Annotated in this window: 17 protein-coding genes; 8 read left to right on the top strand and 9 right to left on the bottom strand. The window is 44.7% G+C overall.

Annotated elements, in window-relative coordinates:
* Positions 1 to 72: 72 nt before the first annotated feature.
* The 6 genes from LLF92_10890 to LLF92_10865 are packed head-to-tail and all read right to left on the bottom strand — an operon-like array spanning position 73 to position 7,800.
* Positions 73 to 1,029 carry an ATP-binding cassette domain-containing protein gene (locus LLF92_10890; GenBank protein MCE5341611.1) on the bottom strand — a complete coding sequence of 319 codons (957 nt, stop codon included), beginning with the start codon at positions 1,027 to 1,029 and terminating at the stop codon, positions 73 to 75.
* Position 1,030: 1 nt separating this feature from the next.
* On the bottom strand, positions 1,031 to 2,023 hold the full coding sequence (locus LLF92_10885; GenBank protein MCE5341610.1) for an ABC transporter ATP-binding protein: 993 nt from the start codon (positions 2,021 to 2,023) through the stop codon (positions 1,031 to 1,033).
* Positions 2,020 to 3,225 (bottom strand): ABC transporter permease, encoded by a 1,206-nt coding sequence (locus tag LLF92_10880; GenBank protein MCE5341609.1) that lies wholly within the window; start codon positions 3,223 to 3,225, stop codon positions 2,020 to 2,022. Before LLF92_10880 ends, LLF92_10885 begins: the two co-directional genes overlap by 4 nt.
* 11 nt (positions 3,226 to 3,236) lie before the next feature.
* Positions 3,237 to 4,235 carry an ABC transporter permease gene (locus LLF92_10875; protein ID MCE5341608.1) on the bottom strand — a complete coding sequence of 333 codons (999 nt, stop codon included), beginning with the start codon at positions 4,233 to 4,235 and terminating at the stop codon, positions 3,237 to 3,239.
* Between the two features lie 37 nt (positions 4,236 to 4,272).
* A complete protein-coding gene (locus LLF92_10870; protein ID MCE5341607.1) occupies positions 4,273 to 6,015 on the bottom strand; it encodes a peptide-binding protein in 1,743 nt (580 codons plus the stop codon).
* A gap of 51 nt (positions 6,016 to 6,066) precedes the next feature.
* On the bottom strand, positions 6,067 to 7,800 hold the full coding sequence (locus tag LLF92_10865; protein ID MCE5341606.1) for an ABC transporter substrate-binding protein: 1,734 nt from the start codon (positions 7,798 to 7,800) through the stop codon (positions 6,067 to 6,069).
* Between the two features lie 181 nt (positions 7,801 to 7,981).
* Here LLF92_10865 and LLF92_10860 point away from each other — a divergent pair, with 181 nt between their 5' ends.
* A complete protein-coding gene (locus tag LLF92_10860; protein ID MCE5341605.1) occupies positions 7,982 to 9,811 on the top strand; it encodes a hypothetical protein in 1,830 nt (609 codons plus the stop codon).
* A gap of 3 nt (positions 9,812 to 9,814) precedes the next feature.
* On the opposite strand, the gene LLF92_10855 is transcribed toward LLF92_10860, so the two are convergent.
* Positions 9,815 to 10,906, bottom strand: coding sequence for a hypothetical protein (locus tag LLF92_10855; GenBank protein ID MCE5341604.1), 1,092 nt, complete (start codon positions 10,904 to 10,906; stop codon positions 9,815 to 9,817).
* A 221-nt stretch (positions 10,907 to 11,127) separates the two neighbouring features.
* Here LLF92_10855 and LLF92_10850 point away from each other — a divergent pair, with 221 nt between their 5' ends.
* From LLF92_10850 to LLF92_10835, 4 genes are all read left to right on the top strand, one after another.
* Positions 11,128 to 12,114 (top strand): DUF547 domain-containing protein, encoded by a 987-nt coding sequence (locus LLF92_10850; protein ID MCE5341603.1) that lies wholly within the window; start codon positions 11,128 to 11,130, stop codon positions 12,112 to 12,114.
* Between the two features lie 108 nt (positions 12,115 to 12,222).
* Positions 12,223 to 13,428, top strand: coding sequence for a methionine adenosyltransferase (metK, locus tag LLF92_10845; protein MCE5341602.1), 1,206 nt, complete (start codon positions 12,223 to 12,225; stop codon positions 13,426 to 13,428).
* Positions 13,429 to 13,499: 71 nt separating this feature from the next.
* On the top strand, positions 13,500 to 14,909 hold the full coding sequence (gene uxaC, locus LLF92_10840) for a glucuronate isomerase (protein MCE5341601.1): 1,410 nt from the start codon (positions 13,500 to 13,502) through the stop codon (positions 14,907 to 14,909).
* 31 nt (positions 14,910 to 14,940) lie between these two features.
* The gene (locus LLF92_10835; GenBank protein ID MCE5341600.1) at positions 14,941 to 16,323 is read left to right on the top strand and encodes a TrpB-like pyridoxal phosphate-dependent enzyme; all 1,383 of its coding nucleotides are present in this window, start codon (positions 14,941 to 14,943) and stop codon (positions 16,321 to 16,323) included.
* A gap of 29 nt (positions 16,324 to 16,352) precedes the next feature.
* Here LLF92_10835 and LLF92_10830 read toward each other — a convergent pair whose 3' ends face one another.
* Together LLF92_10830 and LLF92_10825 are read right to left on the bottom strand one after the other, a co-directional pair.
* The gene (locus tag LLF92_10830; GenBank protein ID MCE5341599.1) at positions 16,353 to 18,584 is read right to left on the bottom strand and encodes a hypothetical protein; all 2,232 of its coding nucleotides are present in this window, start codon (positions 18,582 to 18,584) and stop codon (positions 16,353 to 16,355) included.
* 119 nt (positions 18,585 to 18,703) lie between these two features.
* Complete coding sequence (locus LLF92_10825) at positions 18,704 to 18,880, bottom strand: hypothetical protein (GenBank protein ID MCE5341598.1); 177 nt, start codon at positions 18,878 to 18,880, stop codon at positions 18,704 to 18,706.
* A 121-nt stretch (positions 18,881 to 19,001) separates the two neighbouring features.
* Here LLF92_10825 and LLF92_10820 point away from each other — a divergent pair, with 121 nt between their 5' ends.
* From LLF92_10820 to mgrA, 3 genes are all read left to right on the top strand, one after another.
* Positions 19,002 to 19,958 carry a helix-turn-helix domain-containing protein gene (locus tag LLF92_10820; GenBank protein ID MCE5341597.1) on the top strand — a complete coding sequence of 319 codons (957 nt, stop codon included), beginning with the start codon at positions 19,002 to 19,004 and terminating at the stop codon, positions 19,956 to 19,958.
* Between the two features lie 143 nt (positions 19,959 to 20,101).
* Entirely contained in the window at positions 20,102 to 21,220 is a 1,119-nt protein-coding gene (locus LLF92_10815) for a TRAM domain-containing protein (GenBank protein ID MCE5341596.1), read from the top strand.
* Positions 21,217 to 22,194, top strand: a complete 978-nt coding sequence (gene mgrA, locus LLF92_10810) for an L-glyceraldehyde 3-phosphate reductase (GenBank protein MCE5341595.1) — start codon at positions 21,217 to 21,219, stop codon at positions 22,192 to 22,194. Before LLF92_10815 ends, mgrA begins: the two co-directional genes overlap by 4 nt.
* Positions 22,195 to 22,447: the final 253 nt, after the last annotated feature.

Genomic DNA, 22,447 nt, shown 5'->3' with positions numbered 1-22,447 from the left:
TTTAAACGTCTAATTATTCAGCACTTACGGATGTATGGTATCATAATGCGTCAAAACTGTCAATATTCAATGTCAAACTTTGAAACAAGCTGCACTATGACCGGTTTCGACCTCTTTGAGCGGTGGCGCCGATTGTCGGCAGCCGGCGTCGGCAAGGGGGCATCTGGGTGCAAATGGACAGCCATTCGGGCAGTTTTCGCCGCCGGCAATCATCTGGCCGGTGTGTTTCTTTCGCTCCGGAACAGGCATCGGAATCGCGTTAAGCAACAATTTTGTATATGGATGCAACGGCTTTTCGTACAACGCCGTCGATGGTGCGATTTCGACAATTTTGCCGAGATACATTACCGCAACCATATCGCTGATAAATTGCACAACCGACAAATCGTGCGCGATAAAAAGATATGTTAAGTTGAATTGCTCCTGCAAATCCTTTAGCAGATTTAGAATTTGCGATTGAATTGAAACGTCAAGTGCACTTACCGGCTCGTCGCAAATTACAAGTTTCGGCTCAAGCGCAAGCGCACGCGCGATGCCGATTCGCTGCCGTTGACCGCCGGAAAATTCATGCGGATAGCGGTTGATATGACTCGACTGCAAACCTACTTTTTTCAGCAGCGTTGAAATCCTGTCGATTAGTTCCGAACCTTTTGCGATTTTATGAACACGCAAAGGCTCGCCCAAAATCGAGCCGACAGTCATTCTCGGATTCAGTGAACTGTACGGGTCCTGAAAAACATAAGAAATATCCTTGCGAATACTCCGCAGTTGTGACTGGTGAAGATTCAGAATGCTTTTGCCTTCGAAAATCACATTGCCGCTTGTTGCGGGAATCAGTCTCGCGATAGTTCTTGCGGTGGTAGTTTTGCCGGAGCCGCTTTCGCCGACAAGGCCGAATGTTTTGCCGGTGGGAACTTCAAAGCTGACATCGTCAACCGCCCGTACATAACCGGCCGTTCTGCGCAGCAAGCCTTTTTTGATGGCGAACCACGTCTTTAAATTTTCAACTTTTAAAATATTATCGCTCATATTATTTTTCGTATCCCGGTGCGTGCCAACATGCAGCAAAATGACCATTAGAAACTTCTTTTAACTCCGGCTCGACGGTCTGGCATTTTTTATCGTTGCATCCGATAGGGCAGCGGGGATGAAATTTGCAGCCGGTGGGGAAACTCATTGGTTCAGGTACATTGCCGGCTATTGTATTCAGTCTTTTCTTTTTTGTGCCGAGTTGCGGAAGCGAGTTCAGAAGTCCCTGCGTATACGGATGCAGCGGATTATTGAAAAGTTCCTTGCAAGAGCTTTTCTCGACGATTCGCGAAGCGTACATCACCGCGACGTCATCACTTCTTTGCGCCACAACGCCAAGGTCGTGCGTAATCAGCAGAATACTCATATTTTCGCTGTGCTGAAGTTCGTCGAGTAAATCCAGTATCTGTGCCTGGATTGTAACGTCCAGCGCAGTTGTTGGTTCATCTGCAATCAAAAGCGCAGGCTTGCACGAAATCGCCATCGCAATCATCACACGCTGCCGCATACCGCCCGATAGCAAATGCGGATATTCATACATTCTGCGGGCAGGTTCGGGAATATGAACCTTCGTGAGCATTTCTTCGGCCATTGCCCATGCCTGCTGTTCGCTTTTGTTCTGGTGCAGCGTAATCGTTTCGATAATCTGCTGACCGATAGTATAAACCGGATTAAGGCTTGTCATCGGCTCCTGGAAAATCATACCGATTTTGTTGCCGCGGATTTTTCGCATTTGCTTTTCGGAAAAATCGAGAATGTTCTGGCCGTCAAAAAGTATTTTGCCCGATACGATTCTGCCCGGCGGCGTCGGAATCAGTCTCATAATTGAAAGGGATGTAACACTTTTGCCGCATCCGCTTTCGCCGACAAGCGCGAGAGTTTTGCCCTTTGCAATATCGAATGAAACATTCTGCACAGACTTTGCCGTGCCAAGTTCAGTCTCGAACCACGTTGAAAGATTCTGTACGGATAATAGTGTTTCGCTGCCTGTCATACTGCCTTTCTCAATTTCGGGTCGATTGCGTCGCGCAGTCCTTCGCCGAGCAGGTTGTAAGCGGTAATAGTAAAAAATATAGCCAGGCCGGGAAACAATGACAGCCACCAAAGGAACTGGCCGGAAGTGCTCAAGCCTGTACTCAACATTTGTCCCCAGCTCGGTGTAGGCGGGGCAACACCGAATCCCAAAAAGCTCAACGCTGCTTCGATGAATATCGCGCCTGCGATACCGAAAGTCAGATTTACAAGAACCGGCGCGATACCGTTTGGCAGCATGTGCCTGAACAGAATGCTCCGCAAAGGCAAACCGAGTGAAATCGCCGCCTGCACAAAATCCTGATTGCGCAGCTTGAAGAATTCGGCGCGGACGAATCTTGCGTCGCTGGTCCAGCTTGTCAGGCCTATGATTACCATAATATTGAAAAGGCTTCGCGGAAAAAACGCGACAATCGTAATAATCAAAAAGAACGTCGGCACAGACATCATAATCTCCAGCAGTCTCATTCCGAGGAAATCGACTTTGCCGCCGAAGTAGCCCATTAAAGCGCCGAAAGCAATGCCGATAACACTCGATATGCCGACCGCGACAAAGCCAACCGAAAGTGAAACTCTTGTGCCGTGAATCAGTCTGCACAAAACGTCCGAGCCGACATCATCAGTGCCGAGCCAGTGTTCTTTGGTCGGCGGCAGCTGGCTTAATTTGATATCCGTTCGTGCATAGCCATAAGGAACGATGGGGAAAACAGCGTTTGATGCCTTTCCGCTTTCGAGCATTTGTTTGTAATCCGTCGCATCGAGTTTACGCGGAAGAAAATATTGCAGCGAGGCGATGCCGAAAATCAATATTGATACGCAGACAAAAACCTGCTGCGACAAAACAGACGCCCGCATAAAAGGGTCAACCTTTCTGCTGTTGCGTTTAATCAGCAGAACCAATGTGATAGCGATAATGGCTGTAAGAAATACCGAATAATCGTTTGCTGTCAGCGTTGCGAAAAGCGGGAACTGCACTTTCCCGTCGATGTGAATTACCAAAGGCTTATCGTTGGCGATAAACGGAGCGAGAACCGCGATTGTAAACAGCATAACCAGAAACCACATACAAATCATATTTGCGCGGTATTTAGTAAACTGCTGCCAGACAAGCTGTCCGTAAGAAGTACCCCATTCATTTTTTAAGTTGTGTATATTCGTGTTCATTCGTGGTTAATTTAATCCATCCGCTCAAAACTGATTCGTGGGTCTGCGATAGCGTACGCGATATCGGCAAGCAGCAGGCCGACAAGGTCGAGGAAGCCCGCGATTGTCGCTACAGCCATCACGACGTTATAATCGCGAGTGGTAATAGCCTCGAACGCGAGTCTTCCCATACCGGGAATACTGAAAATACTTTCGATAATAACCGAGCCGCCAATCATCGCAGGCAGCAGTGTCGCCATAATTGTAATGACAGGAATAATACTGTTGCGGAAAGCATGGCGGAAGATAACCGTCCAGTTGCCAAGTCCTTTGGCGCGTGCGGTTCGGATATAATCGCTGCGCAGATTGTCGAGCATTCCAGCCCGCACCTGTTTTGTCAGATACGCGAATCCGCCGTAGCTCAAGCAAAGCACCGGCAGCGCCAAATGCCAAAGCCTGTCGGCAAGCCATGGAAAGAACGGAAGCGACTCGGCGAAGTTACTGCTCAAGCCCGCAGGCGGAAACCAGTTCTTGAACGTCGGCCCGCAGAAATATCCGATTAGCATTTGTCCGACCCACATACTCGGCAGCGACCAGAGCATAAATAAAATTATGGAGCTTACCTTGTCTGTGAATTTGCCTTGCCGCACGGCCGTCAAAATGCCCAGCGGAATCGAAATTATGTAGATAATCAGAATTGAAATTACATTCAGCGTAATTGTAATCGGCAGTCGTTTGGCGATGAGTTTAATTACCGGCTGATGGTGCTTAATTGAATCGCCGAAATCGAGTTTGACGACACGTTTGAGCCAGGTGTAGTATTGGATATGAATCGGCTTGTCAAGGCCGTAAAGTGCCATTCGGGCTTTACGAACATCTGCTGCGCGAGCCGCGTCCATTTGTCCGCCCGGCCCCATAGAAAGACTGACCGGGTCGCCCGGCGCAGCTCTGCTGATGGCAAAAACCATTATGGTTATGCCGAGTATCGTCGGTATCATCAAAAGTATTCGTCGTATTATATATGTCGTCATTCGTGCAACTATTCACTATCAACTAACAACTATCAACTTATTTGTATCTTTGTTTTTCCTTCGGCACATACCATTCCATTGGGTCGATGCCGAGTTTATAAATTTTTACGTTTTCAAATCTTTTGTCGAGAAAACGTTGTTCCGGTCTTGTGTAGATAAATGTATAAGGCTGTTCTTCGTGAAGAATCCGGTGGAAACGATGATACAGTGCATTGCGTTTCTCTTCATCCAAAGTCTGTCTTGCTTCTTCAATGAGAGCATCCGCTTCAGAATTGTTAAAATGTACATAGTTTGATCCCTGTTTCATCTGCGAAGAATGCCATATTTGATAAGGGTCGCTTTTAACTCCGCCGCCCCATGACATACTTACAGCGTCAAAATCGCGGTCCTGTACTCGTTTGATAAACACAGACCATTCAAACGGGTCGAGCGTTACTTCAATGCCGACTCTCGCTGCGGTGTCCTTCAGTAGTTTCGCTATCTGTTCGTGCAAAGATGTGCCGCTGACAATCATATAATTGAATTTGAATGGAACACCATTTTTATCACGTATACCATCGCCGTCATGGTCTATCCAGCCGGCTTCGTCGAGTAATTGAGCGGCTTTCACTGGGTCGTAAGGCCACGGTTTAATATTAGGATCGCTCTGTGGCCCGTATATATAGAAGGGACCTGTTGGAATTTGCGCTTCGGGATTTCGCAGAACGTGTTCACGTATAGCTTCTCGGTCGACAAGATATGTCATTGCCAATCGGACATTTCGTTCGGCAAAAAAGGGCCTGGACTGATTCCAGCCTATCCAGAAATATCCCGTATTGCCCGCATCCCAATAGGACAGGCAATAAAATTTGTTTTTGAATTCTTCTTCCTGGCTTTTTATGCCAAACTGTTCCGGCAGCGGCCGCAGGTAATCAACCTCACCGGCCTGTAATGCCTGCAATGCTGCGGTATCATTAGTGATAAATTTATAAACTTTTTTTCTTATATTTGGTTTTTTACTTTTATCCCAATAATTCTCGTTACGATTCAAAACTACCTGCTGGCCTGTATCCCATTTCTCGAATACATAAGGCCCGCTGCCGACCGGATTGCTTGTGCGGTTATTAAATTCATTTGCATTTTTATATTTATATATATGTTTGGGATGTATCGGCATTCCGCCGAGATATTCGAGCGACAGGAAATAAACTTTTTTCATATAAAACTTAATTTCTCTGTCATTAAGTTTTTCATATCTATCAACATCCTGAAAGTAATTGGCATAACCGGCAGCATCAACATTTGGGTCTGTTATGGTTTCAAAAGTAAAAATTATATCGTCTGTTGTAACAGGTGTGCCATCGGAAAAATGAGCGTTGTCTCTAAGTTTGAAATAAATTTCCAGACCATTTTCAGAAATCGAAAATTTCTCGGCCAGAATTCCGCGCAGTTTGAATTCATTTGGCTCATATGAAAGCATTGGTTCAAAAATATTTTCGCTGACAATCCATCTCGTTGACCATGTTGAAGATTCTACTAATTCGTTAAGCGTTGCCGGTTCTGCCGCTATCGATTCTATCAGCCAGTCACCTTCATCGCCGGGGTAGCCGGTACCTGATGGCGGTGTTGTCGTTCCTGTGGTGGTTGTAGTTGTAAAGGTTTGCCTGCCGGCGGTTGCATCGATAAGACGGTTCAGTCGTTCATATAATCTATCCGACTGAATCATTGACAAAATCTGCAAGCCAATCATCCCCAACAGCAGGATAAATAACAAAAATGTAATCAAACCCTTATTATTCATATATAAATTCCTATTTTATTTTTTCGTGTATTTTCGTGTCAATTCGTGGTTTCATTTATACCTTTGTTTTTCTTTCGGCACAAACCATTCTTCTTCTCTAAGGCCGAGTTTGTGAACTGTTACGTTTTCAAACCGCGGCGCGATAATACGATATGTCGGCCTTGTGAATAAAAATGTATATGGCTGCTCATTATGAAGCAGGCCGTGTAATTTTCGACTTAACTCAATACGCTTCGGCTCATCGATAGTTTGTCGTATTTCTTCAAGAAGTTCATCAGCTTGTGCGTTTTTGAAGTTTACGTAATTTGAACCCCTGTTTATTGTCTGCGAAGAATGAAACAACTGATATTCATCCTGTATAATATCTCCGCCCCAGCCCATAATCACAGACTCGAATTTATGGTCTGGCAGGTTCGTAATGAGAATCGACCATTCTACCGGCTCCGGTACCAGTTCGATTCCGACTTTAGCTGCCGAATCTTTAAGCACATTAGCGATGTTTTGGTATAATACATAATCCGCAGAATAAGAAAACTTAAATCTGAACGGGACTCCATTTTTATCTCGAATTCCGTCGCCGTCTGTATCTTTCCAGCCCGCCTCGTCGAGAAGCCGGTTGGCGTTTGCGACATCATAAGACCACGGCTGAATATTCGGGTCGTTTTCCGGCCCATAAAGATAGAAAGGCCCGGTGATTTCTTTGCCGCTTTTTTTCAACAGATGTTCGATAATTGATTTGCGGTCAATCATCTGCGTCATTGCCAGCCGGACGTTGCGGTCTGCGAAAAATGGCGTATCGGCATTCCATCCTATGAAGTAAAACGGCGTGCCCGGTGACCAGTAAGCCAGACATTTAAAATCTTTGGTAAATTTCTCATCTTTAATCGCGTCAACATACTGTTCCGGTGCCGGAATCATCATATCGACATCGCCGCTGCGGATTGCCTGAATTCTTGCCTTGTCGTTGATGATGAATTTATAGATTCGTTTTTTGATTTTCGGCATCGCAGCCGGATTCCAGTAATTTTCATTGCGTGTAAAAACTGCCTTTTCGCCAGAATCCCATTTCTCGAATACATAAGGCCCGCTGCCGACCGGATTGGAAATTCGACGGTTGAATTCCTGCGGGTCTTTGAAATCGTAAATATGTTTTGGAAATACGCCGATAGTCCATAACGATGAAATTTCCATCGCCTTGAAATATGGCCGGTGAAATTGGAACTTAACGGTTTTGCTGTCGATTTTTTCAACGTCTTTAACTTCGATAAACTGCTGCGCCACATCGGCGGCGTCAATCAGTGGATTGATGATAGTCTTATATGTAAAAACCACATCGTCAGCGGTAATTGGTACGCCGTCGGAAAAATGAATATCGTCGCGCAGTGTGTAAGTAATCTCTAATCCGTCAGACGAAATTTCGCAGCTTTTCGCAAGCATCGGCTTCATTCGAACTTCATCAAAATCATATTCCATCAACGGCTCGAACACGTTCGGAAACATTATCCATCGTGAGTAAATATCAACATTGACGGAGATGAGATTGAGCGTTTTTGGTTCGACCGGCATTGCCCAGATGAGCCAGTCGCCGTCATTTTCATCAGGCGTATAATAATTTTGATTACCGGCAGCGAGATTTGCAGCAGGGGTGCTGGAGAATGTTTTTTCGAGGGTGTCTATGCGATGCTCAAAGCGTTTCATTTGAAACTTTGACGAAAATTGCAGGCTCAAAACAATGAGAACTATGAACAGTATCACAAGTTCCTTTGTATTTGAGCGTCCGTTCATCAAAACTTCCCTAAATTTACTAAATATCGCTTAAGACAACACTTACAAGTAGATTACCCGAATTTTACCAAATAATCAATCCTGATTTTACGATCTCACATTTCGTGTTATAATATTCTTGATTTTTCATTAATAAAACGCTACAATTCATGCCTTATATACTCTTTAGGAGGATGAAGAAATGAAAATTTTCTCACACATGTTTACGATTTTATTCACTGTTTCTTTTGCTGCATTCGCAGGCTCACCATTTCTGTTGAAGGATATAAATCCCGGCTCCGAAAATTCGGCCATCAGCAATGTCGCGAAGGTCAACGACACTCTATATTTCTATGGCAGTGACGGCACTTATGGCGCGGAGGTATGGAAAAGCGATGGTACGCCCGAAGGTACCTGCCTTGTTAAGGATATATATCCGGGTTGGATGCACTCATATCCTTCGTCTCTGACTGATGTCAACGGTGTTCTGTTTTTCTGTGCCCAGGACGGCATAAACGGCTATGAGTTATGGAAAAGCGATGGTACATCGGCCGGTACTTGCCTTGTTAAGAATATATCTCCAGGCTCGTCCGGCTCTACTCCGGAAAGTCTGACGAATGTTAACGGCACTTTGTATTTCCGAGCCAATGACGGCACAAATGGTGTGGAGTTATGGAAAAGCGATGGCACCTATGCCGGTACTGTGATGGTTAAGGATATATGTTCAGGGATATCGGGCTCATATCCTTATAATATGAAGTCTGTTAATGGCACCCTGTTTTTCTCGGCCAATAACAGTATAAACGGTCAGGAGCTATGGAGAAGTGATGGTACGGAAAAAGGTACCGTTATGGTCAAAGATATATATACAGGCGCATCAAGCTCATATCCGGCTAATCTGACAGAGGTTAACGGTACTCTCTTTTTCACGGCAGAAGATGCCACTAATGGCTATGAGTTATGGAAAAGTGACGGTACTGAATCCGGCACTGCGGTGGTTAAGAATATACGTTCCGGCTCGTCAAGTGCATCTCCGAGTAATCTGGCAAATGTAAATGGTACGTTGTATTTCAATGCCAATGACGGCATTTATGGTGTGGAGTTATGGAAAAGCGATGGCACGCATGCCGGCACTATTATGGTCAGGGATATATATGGAGGAGAAACAAGCTCGTCTCCGTATTATTTGACGAACGTAAATGGCGTCCTGTTTTTCTCTGCTAATGACAGCACAAATGGCATTGAACTGTGGAAATGTGATGGCGATTACGGCACTGTTTCGCTGGTTAAAGATATATATCCTGGTGCAACGCTTTCAAATCCGTTTAACCTGATTGATGCCGGCGGTAAATTATTTTTCCAGGCTAATGATGCCTATGGCACTGAACTATGGCAAAGTGACGGTACCGAAGAAGGCACTTATATGACGGGTGATATGTATGCCGGTTCGGCCAGTTCGCATCCTGCGTATATTACGAATATTGAAAATTTTATACTGTTCTCGGCTAACGAAAACATACACGGCACTGAACTTTGGATGTACTTATTAAATGATGAATGTGCCGATGCTATCGAGATTCAGTCAGGTGAATTTTATACCAACACAAATTATGGCGCAACCGAAGAAATTCAATCAGCCTGCGGTTATCGAGATTATGCGGATGTCTGGTACACATTCAAGCCGACAAAAGCGGGGCAATATACGATTACTGTCTCCAGCGACGAATTTGATACAACCCTTGAAGTTTTGAATGTTTGTGGCGGAAGCGTTATTGATTGTAACGATGACTATGATGGATATTCAGATTCGCAGATAATTCTTAATGCGGTAAAAGGAAAAACTTACTACATTCGCGTTGCTGGTTATGATTATGGCATGGGTTACTTTGATTTATCCGTTGATGCCGGCGCGTGCACTGAATTTGTATCGAGCGACCTTAACGGCGACTGTGTCGTAAATATGGAGGACTTTGCGGTTATGGCCTCGGAATGGCTCATTTGCCGTAAAGTTCCTGCAACGCTGTGCGAATAGCTTTTATTGTTTTTGTGCGGCAGGTTTAGTCAGCACAGGCGGGGCGGTCTTTGTTGCGCCGTCATACTCGAAACCTACTGTCGTCGAAAGTTTGCCCGCTGCCGCTGCCGAGCCGAACAAGCCATCGCTTTCGGCAAGTACAGAAGCGAGGTCTTTGTCGATTGCGCGTTTGAAATTCCCATTCCATTCCGGAATGAACACAGGCACGTATTTATCGCCCTGAACAATTACCGAAGCCAGATAGCTTTTGCTCGTATCGCTGATAGTCTGCTGTCCCTGAATATACCGCTGGACAACGAGCGAATACAGCGTTGCGAAATTTTTTGCCATTTCTTTTGTGCTGTCTGTATCGGTTTTAATTCTGTCCGTCAGTGCTTTTAAAATGCCATCGTCAGACATTTCGTCCGTAACCGTCCACGCAAGATACTGTTCGATTCGTTTTTGTGCGATTGCGGTCAATATTTCATTGCCTGTCGGGTCTTTCAGTCCGGCTGCGAATTGTGCGTAGCTGACCAATATATTGCCTGACTGCTCGGCCTTTGCCGCCTTGAGTATTTTTGCGGCCAGCTCTGGCCTGTCTGTCGCATTTCCCTGATTCAGCTGACTGATGATTGCCGGGTTAGCGAAATTTTGTGCCGCCCAGTAGCGAATCATAATGTTGGATTCCTGCAAATATGGCAGTGCTGTTTTGGCGGCATCGACGTGGCCGATATCGTAAGCAAGCATCAGTAAATTTGCAGTGATAAGGTTTTTGACTTTGCCGTCCTTCATTGCTTTTGCCTCTTTGAAGGCGTTGGTCAGTTCATTTTCAAATGCGGACAGATATTTCGGGTCGTACAATATTTTTCCGCTTGTCGTTATGGATGAGCTTTTGCTTATAATGACGTTGCGAAGAGCGGCAACATCTGAAAACTCTGTTTTTGCCATTAGTTCGGAAAAGGCCTCGCCCAAAAACTCCTCGATAATGGCCGAGTCGGTATCCGCGATAGCTTCTTTGTTTCGGATGGCGTCAATTTGGGTAGTGCTGATTGCCAAAAGGGGGCTTGAGATTACAAGTGCCAGCAGTAAGCTTAATATGTTTTTTTTATTGTACATTGTATGTAAATCCCGCAAAAACTTGAAAATAGGTAAAATAGTATCCCTGGAAAGTACTCAAAATAAACGTTTCTGTCAAGTTATTTCATAGATTCTGCGATTTAGTACCTTAATTTGCTGTTTCATTTAAAATTAGTCTGGAAATTTACTTATATTTTATTAGAATCAACTGTTTTATATCTTATAGATAAGGAAGTCGTTGGTTTAGAATTTAGGGAAATATGAATAAATTTCTGATGATTTTTATAATTGGTTTTCCTGTTTTTAATCTCTTGCAGATTCAACCGGCAGGGGCGCAGGACAGCGTTGCGCTGATAGCCGCAAATGTTCCGGCTGCTGCTGAATCCAATGACGTTAATGACACCAACGCCCGCAGCGAACTGATGAATGCCGCCGAGGTTGAAGGCCCCAACTCGCCGGAAGGCTATATCGGCGGCGATGCCTTTAATATCGAGTTTTCGGAAGTTTTCAAAAACTATGTTACGTCGGCAGGGCTGGTAAATTACGGCAAACTGCGAAGACATCGTGCCGTGCTGAATACGATGCTGAACAGGCTGGCGGGTCTTGAGCCGGAAGTTTTTATTACATGGTCGAGAAACGAGAAAATCGCGTTCTGGATAAACGCTTATAATATCTGTACGTTAAAGGGAATTGTTGACGAGTATCCGATTAGTCCATCGCGGTTTATGCTTTTGTTCTATCCGGCCGACAGTGTTATGCACATTCGCGGCCTTCGCGACGAGATGTTTTTTATGATAATGGGTATTCAATACACGCTGGACGAAATTGAGAGCGAATCGCTGCTGGCCAGATTTGAAGACCCGCGTATTTGTTTTGCGGTAAATTATGGAACAATAAGCAGCGCGGCTCTGCGCAACGAGCCTTATATCGGCAAGGTGATTGACAATCAGCTTGACGAGCAGGTGCGAAATTATTTTATGCGTGCTGACGGGCTGCAAATCGACCAGACGAATAATATAGTTCGCATTTCGCCGATTTTCAAAATGTATAAATGGCACGAGGACGTCTTTTTGAAACGATATGGCACAAACAAACTTTTCAGAGAAAGAGAGCCTGTTGACAGAGCGGTGCTGAATTTTATAAAGGATTTTGTTTCGCCGGCCAACGCTCAATATTTAAAGCAGGGCACGTTCACAATTGAATATTTAAAGTATAACTGGAAGCTGAATGATCAGCAGGATAACTAACTAAATAAAAAATCAAAATTGTTGATTCGGCCTGAAGGCCGAGACTTTTTTATATTTAAAAAGGTAATTTTCAATCAGATGGAATAATTGACTGATAAGGAGTTTAGAATGTCGAAAAAAGTAAAAGCGAATCTTACACAAGCTAAAAATGGCAACTATTTGTTTACAAGCGAATCTGTAACAATGGGCCATCCTGATAAAGTCGCAGATTATATTTCCGATGCGATACTTGACGCGCACCTGGCCAAGGATAAGGAAAGCCGAGTTGCGTGCGAAACGCTCGTAAAGACCGGCATGGCACTGATCGCCGGCGAAATCACATCGAAAGCAAACGTTGATATTGCTGCCGTAGTTCGCCAGACGATTAAGGATATAGGCTACGACGACCCGATGATGGGCTTTGATTATGATAGTTGTGCCGTGCTTGTTGGTATCGGCAAACAGAGTCCTGACATTTCGCAGGGCGTTACCGAAGGTCAGGGTCTCCACAAAGAACAGGGTGCCGGAGACCAGGGGATTATGTTTGGTTTCGCGTGCAGGGAAACGCCGCAGCTTATGCCGATGCCGATTCAGCTTGCTCACACGCTTTGTGCAAAACTCGCGCAGATGCGTCAGAGCGGCAAAATGAAATGGCTCCGTCCGGACGGCAAGAGTCAGGTTACAGTCGAATACAAAAACGGCAAACCGTACAGAATCCACACCGTTGTTGTTTCAACGCAGCATTCTCCGGACATTGCGTACAATAAACTTCGCACGGAAATTATTAAGAAAATCATTCTGCCTGTTCTCCCGAAGAAAATGGTTGATAAAAATATTATCTTCCACATCAACCCGACCGGCAGATTCGTCATTGGCGGTCCGAAAGGCGATTGCGGCCTGACCGGCAGAAAGATTATCGTCGATACTTACGGCGGAATGGGCGCGCACGGCGGCGGCTGCTTCAGCGGCAAAGACCCGTCTAAGGTTGACCGTTCCGCAAGCTATATGGCAAGATATGTCGCCAAGAATATCGTTGCCGCGGGATTGGCAGATATTTGTGAAATTCAGCTTTCGTATGCTATCGGCGTCGCACAGCCGGTTTCAGTTCACGTTGAAACACAGGGCACTGCGAAAGTTGACGAAAGCAAATTGCAAAAGGCGATTAGAGAAGTATTCCCGCTTACGCCGAAGGGCATTATTGACCATCTTAAACTCAAACGCCCGATTTACGCCGTTACTTCGCATCACGGCCATTTTGGCAGAACAGGTGCGACTTTCACATGGGAAAAAACCGATATGGTTGGCAAATTAAGAAAAGCCCTCGGTTTAAAATAATTCGAATGATAGTTAGCCCCCTGACCTGTGCAGGGGGTTTTTTTTATGTAATTATTTCGAAGGATTAAATTATGTCTTCTGATTTTATCCACGAAGATTTTCTGTTGGAAACCGAAACTGCCAAACGCCTCTATCACGACCACGCTGCAAAATGCCCGATTTACGATTATCATTGCCATTTGCCGGTTCATCTCGTAGCAAACGATGCAAAATTCGAGAACCTCGCGCAAATCTGGCTCTCCGGCGACCATTACAAATGGCGTGCGATGCGAACCAATGGCGTCGAAGAACGTTTCTGCACCGGCAGTGCATCCGATTGGGAAAAATTCCAGGCCTGGGCTCAAACCGTTCCACATTGCCTGCGCAATCCGCTCTATCACTGGACGCACATGGAACTTAAAAAACCGTTCGGCGTCACACAGCTTCTTTCTCCTGCGACGGCAAAAGATATTTACGACCAGTGCTCGGAGTTGTTGAAACAGCCGAAGTTCAGCACCCGCGGCGTAATGCGGCAAATGAACGTAAAACTCGTTTGTACAACCGACGACCCGATTGACGATTTGCGACATCACAGAAAAATCGCGACCGACGGCTTCGAGATAAAGGTATATCCCGCATGGCGTCCCGACAAAGGAATGGCTGCGGAAAATACGATTGCAATGAACGAGTGGATAGATAAACTTTCAGCCGCGGCCGATATAGAAATTGAAGATTTCGATAGTTATCTCGCTGCGATTCGCAAACGCCACAGTTTCTTCCACGAGAATAATTGCCGATTAAGCGACCACGGCTTGGAAACAGCTTACGCCGAAGATTACACAGAAAGTGAAATCAAAAAAATATTTGAAAAGATTCGCTGCGGCAAAAAAATTAACGCCGATGAAATCCTGAAATTCAAATCGGCTATGCTGTATGAATTTGCGATTATGGACGCCGAAAAAGGCTGGGTTCAGCAGTTCCACTTCGGAGCGTTGAGAAATAACAATACAAGATTGTTCAAGTTACTCGGCCCGGACACCGGTTTTGATTCGATTGGCGATTTTGAAATCGGCAGGCCGCTGGTAAAACTGCTCGACCGCCTTGATTCGCAGAATAAACTCGCCAAAACTATTCTGTATAATTTGAATCCTCGTGATAACGAATTGCTTGGGACTATAATAGGTTGTTATCAGGATGGTTCTGTCGCGGGCAAGATGCAGCTCGGTTCCGGCTGGTGGTTCCTCGACCAGAAGGACGGCATGGAAAAGCAGATGACCGCGTTATCGAATCTTGGCCTGTTGAGCAGGTTTGTTGGTATGCTGACTGATTCGCGAAGTTTTCTGTCGTATCCGCGGCACGAATATTTCCGCAGGATTTTATGTAATATGCTCGGCAACGATGTGAAACTCGGCTTGATTCCAAATGATATGACGCTGCTTGGCCAAATGGTTGAGAATATTTGTTTCAACAACGCGAAAAATTATTTCGGTATGAAATTGTAATAATTTGTTTCCTTTATTTTCGGAGAACGCGATGGAAGACATAAAGATTCAATTAAGCGAAAAGGACATACCCAAGCAGTGGTATAATATCGCCGCAGATTTGCCAAATCCTGTTCAGCCGCCGCTGGGTCCGAATGGTAAACCGATAACGCCCGATATGCTCGCGCCGGTTTTTCCGATGAACATCATCGAGCAGGAAGTCAGTACGCAGCGTTGGATAGACATACCATCCGAAGTGCTGGATATTTTGTATCAATGGCGGCCTGCACCTTTAAGAAGGGCAAGGCGATTAGAAAAATTCCTCAAAACGCCGGCAAAAATATATTACAAGGATGAAAGTACAAGTCCTGCCGGCAGCCACAAACCAAACACCGCTGTTCCGCAGGCTTATTACAATAAAGTTTTCGGCATAAAGAAAATCACAACTGAAACCGGCGCAGGCCAATGGGGTTCAGCCCTTGCGTATGCCTGCAATCAGTTCGGCCTTGAGTGCAAGATTTATATGGTACGAATCAGTTTCGACCAGAAGCCGTTTCGCAAATTAATGATGCAGGTTTGGGGCGGAAATTGCATTGCAAGTCCGAGCAATGACACGGAATTTGGCCGCAAGATTTTGAAGGAAATGCCGAACACTCCCGGCTCACTGGGCATTGCGATTTCAGAAGCTGTCGAAGATGCTGTCCGCGACAAAACCGGCCAAACGCGATATTCTTTGGGCAGCGTATTAAATCACGTTATGCTGCACCAGACAATCATCGGCCTGGAGGCGAAAAAGCAGTTGCAGAGTATTGGCATAAAAAAACCGGATGTTGTTATTGGCTGCGCAGGCGGTGGAAGTAATTTCGCAGGCTTGGCGTTTCCGTTTGTCGCCGACAAGATTAACGGTGCGAAAATTGAGATTATTCCTGTTGAGCCCAAAGCCTGTCCGACGATGACACGCGGAAAATTTGCGTACGACCATGGCGACACAGCCTGTATGACTCCGCTTTTGGCGATGCACACACTCGGCCACGCTTTCGTTCCGGAAGCGATTCACGCCGGCGGTTTGCGGTATCACGGGATGTCTCCGCTCGTTTGCCAGGCTATTGTGGATGGGCTGATTGCGCCGCGGGCATACCATCAGTTAAAGTGTTATGAATCCGCGATTACTTGGGCAAAGACCGAAGGCTTTATTTGCGCTCCGGAGACGAGTCACGCGATAGCCGCGACGATTGACGAAGCGATAAAAGCACGCGAAGAAGGGCTGGAAAAAGTTATTTTGTTTAGTTACAGTGGCCACGGCCTGATGGATTTAAGCGGCTACGGCGCGTATATGGAAGGCAGACTTTCCGATTATGATTTGCCGGAGGAAACGTTAAATAAATCGCTCGATATTTTAAAAGATTTACCCAAACCGCAAATTAAAAAAGGCTGAAAATAATATTTAGCTCCCGTACCTGTTGTTTACAGGGTGTTGTCAGTATTTGTTTCGTTTGCTTTTTCAGTAAGTTGCAGCGTAACGTGTACCCAGAGCGGTTCTTGCCATGATTTTACCCGGACAATGGAGTCCGAACATTTTTCAAGTTTTACTATTCCGTAATCTGCTAATTCGCCGTAACGATAAATCAATGTGCCGTTTTCTTCACGTTTATTATCAGGTTCGCCCAAAACTTCGCGGATGTCTCCTTCGCTTATGTTCAGTTTCAAAGAGCGCCATTTGGCCGGAATCTGCCATTTGAATCCCGGCTTTATCGCCGGCTTTTCAATTTTAGATTCAGGCAGCATAAAGCATTTCAGGTTATCGACGTCAGGCATTTGCCATTCTGCCGCGAAATATTTTGGTTCTCTTGGCGTCAGTCCGTTTGCCAGTTCATAATTTTTAACATCGCAGTCATGTTTAAGTTTAATTAATTTTGCCTGATGCCTTTGTTTTTCAGTTTCGAGAGCATTGTTCAGACCTTTGATATTCTCTGTATGCTTTTGGGTTTCGTTATAATAATCGTTGTTCGGCTGCTGTCTCAATCCTGGATAACGGCCTCTTCTCGGATGCGTAACCGTTGTGATTTTTATGCGTGAGTCGTATAGCCGGTTTTCTTCAGCAATTTGGCTGTTCAGGTCAGATATAATTCTTGAATGAATTCTGTATTCCTCGGACGTCTGTTTTTGATAATAGTCGTTGGTTCTGTCGACAAGAATCCGCATACTAACGGCCGCAAAACAAATATATCCGTTTGTCGGCATAGACCATTCATAGCTGCCCTGTGAATTTTTGAAGATTTCCGGTGCGGTTCCATAATACCAGACGCGTTTTTCAGAATCGGCCTGAATATATTTTGGTTCGCCGAAGAAATTGCGAATATTTTCTTCCGTAAGTCCGGGCTTGAGAATTTTCCATTTATTCGCGAACATTAGTGCCTTGGTGTAACTTGGGGTTTGCTTTGTAAATTCGATTGCCTCGCTGTACTTATCCGCCGCCTGCTGCCATAACTGCGATGCCTGCACGAATTTGCGTTCTTTGAATTGTGTTTCTGCGTCGTTAAAAATTGCCGCGGCCTGTAGCCATATTTCGTTTGCCTCGGCGGGGGCGTTTATCTTTGCGCCTTTTTCGCTGATATCATAGCATTTGATTTTAAACGCCAGCGTTTCTTTTTTCTTTTCAATTATGGCCGCCGCTGTCAGTGTTGCTTTTTTGCAGTCGTTGGTTGCGAGAAGCCATTGTTTTTGCGCCGATTCGAACTTGCTGTTCAGGTATAATTTTTCAGCGTTTTTGCCTTTGGCTTTGGCGGCCTCTATAATCTCACCGGCTTCAATTTCAGCGTCGTTTCGAATTGCTTCGTTAAGATTTTTTTCAAATTCAGTTTTAGCCGCGATAGCTTTTTCTGCTAATATTTTCTGTTCTTCCTGCCGTTGCTGTTCTGCCTTCAGCAGTTGTTCCTGCCTTGCGAGTTCCTCGTTCCACAGGACCTCCTGCTGTTGATATACTGCTATCGCTTCTTTGATTTTGGTTTGGTCTTTTGTTCCTCGCAGGGCCAGATCGAGGTATTCTCTTGCCAGGTTGAAATTTTTTGACTCGATTTGCTGATATGCCTTTGCGATAAGGTTGTCCACAGCAACCTGAAGTTTTTGAAGTACTTCGTTTTTTCGCGGGCAAAAGAATCTGCTGCATTTGTCTAATTCCTGCCGTGCCTGGTCAAAGTTTAGCGAAAAGATATATTGTTCACTTTGTTTTAGATGTCTGTTGTTGTCGTATAATTTCAAACCGATTGCGCACAGCCCGGCAATGAATATGAAAATTAGTATTTGTGTAAAAAGGCCGACCATTTCTGTTTTAAAAACTCTTTTGTTGTAGTCTTTTGCTATTTCACCGCGTGTCTTTCTGAAAGCGTCTTTGAGTTCTGTTCGGGTCGGGTCTAATCGGTATATTTCGCGAAATATTTTTTGTGCTTTATCTTCTTGGCCGCTTCGAAGGTACACATCAGCTTCTTGCTGTAATTTTTGAATTTTGTCTTTGATATATTGACGTCTGAAGTCGGAGTATAGTTTTACTAATTCTTTTTGGTTTGGATTTCTTTGGATTTGGATTTTTAACAGCTCGCCGGCTTTGTTATATTTTTTCCCGTCGATAAGCATTTGAATATGTTTGACAGCCGTTTCGACGGATACTGCCTGTTGTTTTGGACTTTCACTCTCTTCCATAAAAAGCTCCAAATATCATTGCCCCCATCATCACTTGAAGTCTATTGTATGAAAACTACCGGTTGTGTCAATAAAATTTCTGAATCTTCCTGCTCCACAACAGCGATTTTAAATGAGGATTAGCTATCGTCGATTTCTTTTGTGAGATTTCGCATAACTGCCTGCTGCAATGCCAGCAGTGTTACCATTTGCTTTGCGTAATTCTGAAGACGTTGCTTGTGTGATGTGTCCGTTTGCGGTGTCCTCGGCCGTCGTGTAACTTTTGCAGTCTTGTTGTTTTTGTTCACACGTTCCATAGCCATTCCTTGACTAAATTTCATTTTTGTGATACATTTCCACACTTAGTACGTGATTTTGTGGATTTTATTCGCGTTTACGTATAATACAAGAGGAAAATTCGCATTTGCGAATATTTTTATGGATGAATTAGAAAAAAACATTATAAAACGCATCATAGAGGTGCGAATTAAGTTTGCCGGCGAAAGAGGCAGGAGCAAATTCGCGAAACTTCTCTGCATAAGTCCTTCTACATACAGTTATTACGAAAATGACAGGGTTCCGCCTGTGCCGGTTCTTGTGAAAATCTCCCAGATCGCCAATGTAGATTTGAATTGGCTTTTGACAGGTGAAAGTTCGCAGATGTCTGTTGCGGTTTTATCTCCTGATAATAAAATTCTTGAAAAGGCTCAAAAGATTATTGGCCGACAGCCGCAAGCTGTTGAAGCGATTTCGGCGTTTCTAAATCTTCTGGAAGAGAAGTCAATATTTGAATCTAATGTATCGGCTGGTATGGATACAAAGGTGTCTGACGGCCGGATTCCGGTTTTGGGCAGAACGGCTGCCGGCGTTCCTGCTGACTGGGGACAGGCGATTGGCACGGATTCAAAAATTGTTGAAACGCAAATTGAGCAGTTGGTGAAAAAACATCTTAATGCTTCTATTGTAAGTTCTGTGTCTGCCGATGTTGCTGTGGATTCGCAGACCAGAGCGGTTATACAGGCTTTAAACAAGTCGCAGGCGAATTTGGTACAAACCGTTGACGGCGACGACGAGGTGGTGCAATTTGTGAATTGTCCGCCGATACACAGGCTTTTTCCGGATAGTTTTGCGTTGCAGGTTGACGGCGACAGTATGTCGCCTCGCATTAACGATGGCGATGTGGTTATCGTCAGTCCGTCGGTTGCCGCAGCCGAAGGGTTGCCTGCGGTGGTGCGGTTATCCGGCGCGATAGGCGTAACATGTAAACTGGTAAGAAATGACAACAGGGGCGTACATCTGATACCTATAAACGAGAGATATGAGACCAAAGTGGCCGATAAAAATAGTGTTTTATGGGCACTGGCGGTCATTTGCCATATTAAACTGAAAAAGTAGATATTAATAAATATTTAGCCGATATTATAAGTATATTAATTTAATATATGTCAGGCGTTAAATTTTATATTAGTGTAAGTTTTTCATCTGCTCTTTGAAATAGCGTTAAAAATCTATTCATAATTTTTTAGGGAGTAATTTATATGTTATTGCACTTTATTAGAGCTATTTTTATCATTGTTATCTTTGCCGCGTTGTTTTTAAGTATCACAAGTCAGGTTGAGAATCCTGAAGAAGCCGCGAGCCTTACGCAGACGCAGATATGGATTGTGTTTATCGGCGGTTTGGTTCTTGCGATTATAGTTTTATTCATAGACTGGCTTTTGCCCAAGCGTTCATTGAGTGCGCTGGCAGGCGTTTTCTTCGGATTGATTGTAGGTATTTTCTTCAGTTGGGCTTTGACACTCGTTTTGGATATGATTAACGAGGTCTTCCGGCTTGGCCTTGAAGGCAGCAATATGAAGCTTACAAAATGGATGATGGGAATTTGCATCTGTTATTTTGTGATCAGTTTCATAATGCGAACAAAGGACGAGGTTCGTTTTATCATTCCTTACGTTGAATTTTCACGTCAGACAAAAGGTGTTCGGCCATTGGTTCTTGACACTTCGGTAATTATTGACGGCCGAATTGCGGATATTTGCCAGACGAAGTTATTTGACGCTCCGCTTGTGATTCCGCGTTTTATTCTGAACGAATTGCAGCTTGTTGCCGATTCAGCGGACAAACTGAAAAGAACTCGCGGCCGAAGAGGTCTGGATGTGCTCCACAAATTGCAGGAGACTCCTACGATAGAGATAAAGGTGGACGATACACCGCCGCCGGGCGTTGATGAGCACGCAGCGGTTGACCAGAAGCTTGTCGCTTTTACGAAGAACTGCGACGGCAAACTTGTTACAAACGACTACAATTTGAGCAAAGTCGCGCAAGTCCGCCAGGTTGATGTCATAAATATCAACGATTTGACGAACGCATTGAAAACGGTTGTTTTGCCGGGCGAAACGATGCAGGTTAGAATCATCAAGGCCGGCGAAGAATCGCAGCAGGGCATTGGCTATCTTGATGACGGCACAATGGTTGTTGTCGAAGAGGGCAGAAACAAAATTGGCGAAAAGGTGGTAATTGTTGTTACCAGTGCGCTTCAGACCTCGGCCGGCAGAATGATTTTCGGTCGATATGACCGTCCTACCAACGGACAAAATGATGACGATGGCAAAGACGACAGACAGAATTACAGAAATAAAAAGCCGTACAATTCATGACAAATAGATACGCTAAAATGATATATAGTCGCTGCGGCCGAAGCGGGATTACGCTTCCGGCTATATCGCTTGGGTTGTGGCATAATTTCGGTGCAATCGATGAAATGCGCAATTGCAGGGCGATGATTAAAACCGCTTTCGATTTGGGCATTACGCATTTCGACCTTGCGAATAATTACGGCCCGCCTGCCGGTTCAGCAGAGGAAACTTTCGGTAAAATCCTCAAATCAGATTTGGCCTGCCATCGCGATGAATTGATTATATCATCAAAAGCAGGCTATCGAATGTGGGATGGTCCTTACGGCGACGGCGGTTCACGGAAATATCTGCTGGCAAGTCTCGACCAGTCCCTAAAACGAATGGGCATTGATTACGTCGATATTTTTTATTCGCATCGTTTCGATGCCGATACTCCGCTGGAAGAAACAATGGCCGCTCTCGACCAGGCTGTTCGCAGCGGAAAGGCTTTATATGCCGGTATTTCCTCGTATAATCCCAAGCAGACTTTGGAAGCGTCTAAAATACTCAAACGTCTAAATAATCGCTGTCTGATTCATCAGCCAAAATATTCAATGCTCAACAGATGGGTCGAAGACGGTTTGCTTGATGTGCTTGAAAAGGAAGGTATTGGCTGCATCGCTTTTTGTCCGCTCGCGCAGGGGCTGCTTACGGATAAATATTTGAAAGGCATACCCAAAAATTCACGTGCCGCAAAGCCATCCGGCTTTTTAAAAGCCGAACAGGTTACAAAGGACATTATCAAAAAAGTTGCAGAATTAAAAAAGATTGCGCAGCAAAGAGGTCAGAGTCTTGCACAGATGGCTCTTGCGTGGGTATTGCGAGACAATCGCGTTACGTCTGCACTGATAGGCGCAAGCAGGCCGGAGCAAATCGTCGAAAACGTCAACGCTCTCGATAATCTGCAATTCACCAAAAAGCAATTGACTCAAATAGACAATATTCTAAAGAATTAGTCTTTGTCATTTCACGACTTACAATATTAGCAGACTTTTTGTGTCTGTTTATTTTTTGTTTTTTCTGTTACCTTCCAATAAACATATCCACTATTACGGTATGGTATTATTCTAGTCGTCCCTGAAAAATAATTTAACATTTTTACAAATAAGGACTTGCAAAATAAAATACTCGCGCTAAATTCAGGATAATACTTGTATTTATCAATTACCTTGCAAAATACGGAGCGTTTTATGCGGCCAAAGCACAAGA

The organism is Planctomycetaceae bacterium, assembly GCA_021371795.1.
GTDB lineage: Bacteria > Planctomycetota > Phycisphaerae > Sedimentisphaerales > UBA12454 > UBA12454.
Note: the sequence above shows the minus strand (reverse complement) of the source record. Positions and strands in the feature narration are given on the sequence as shown.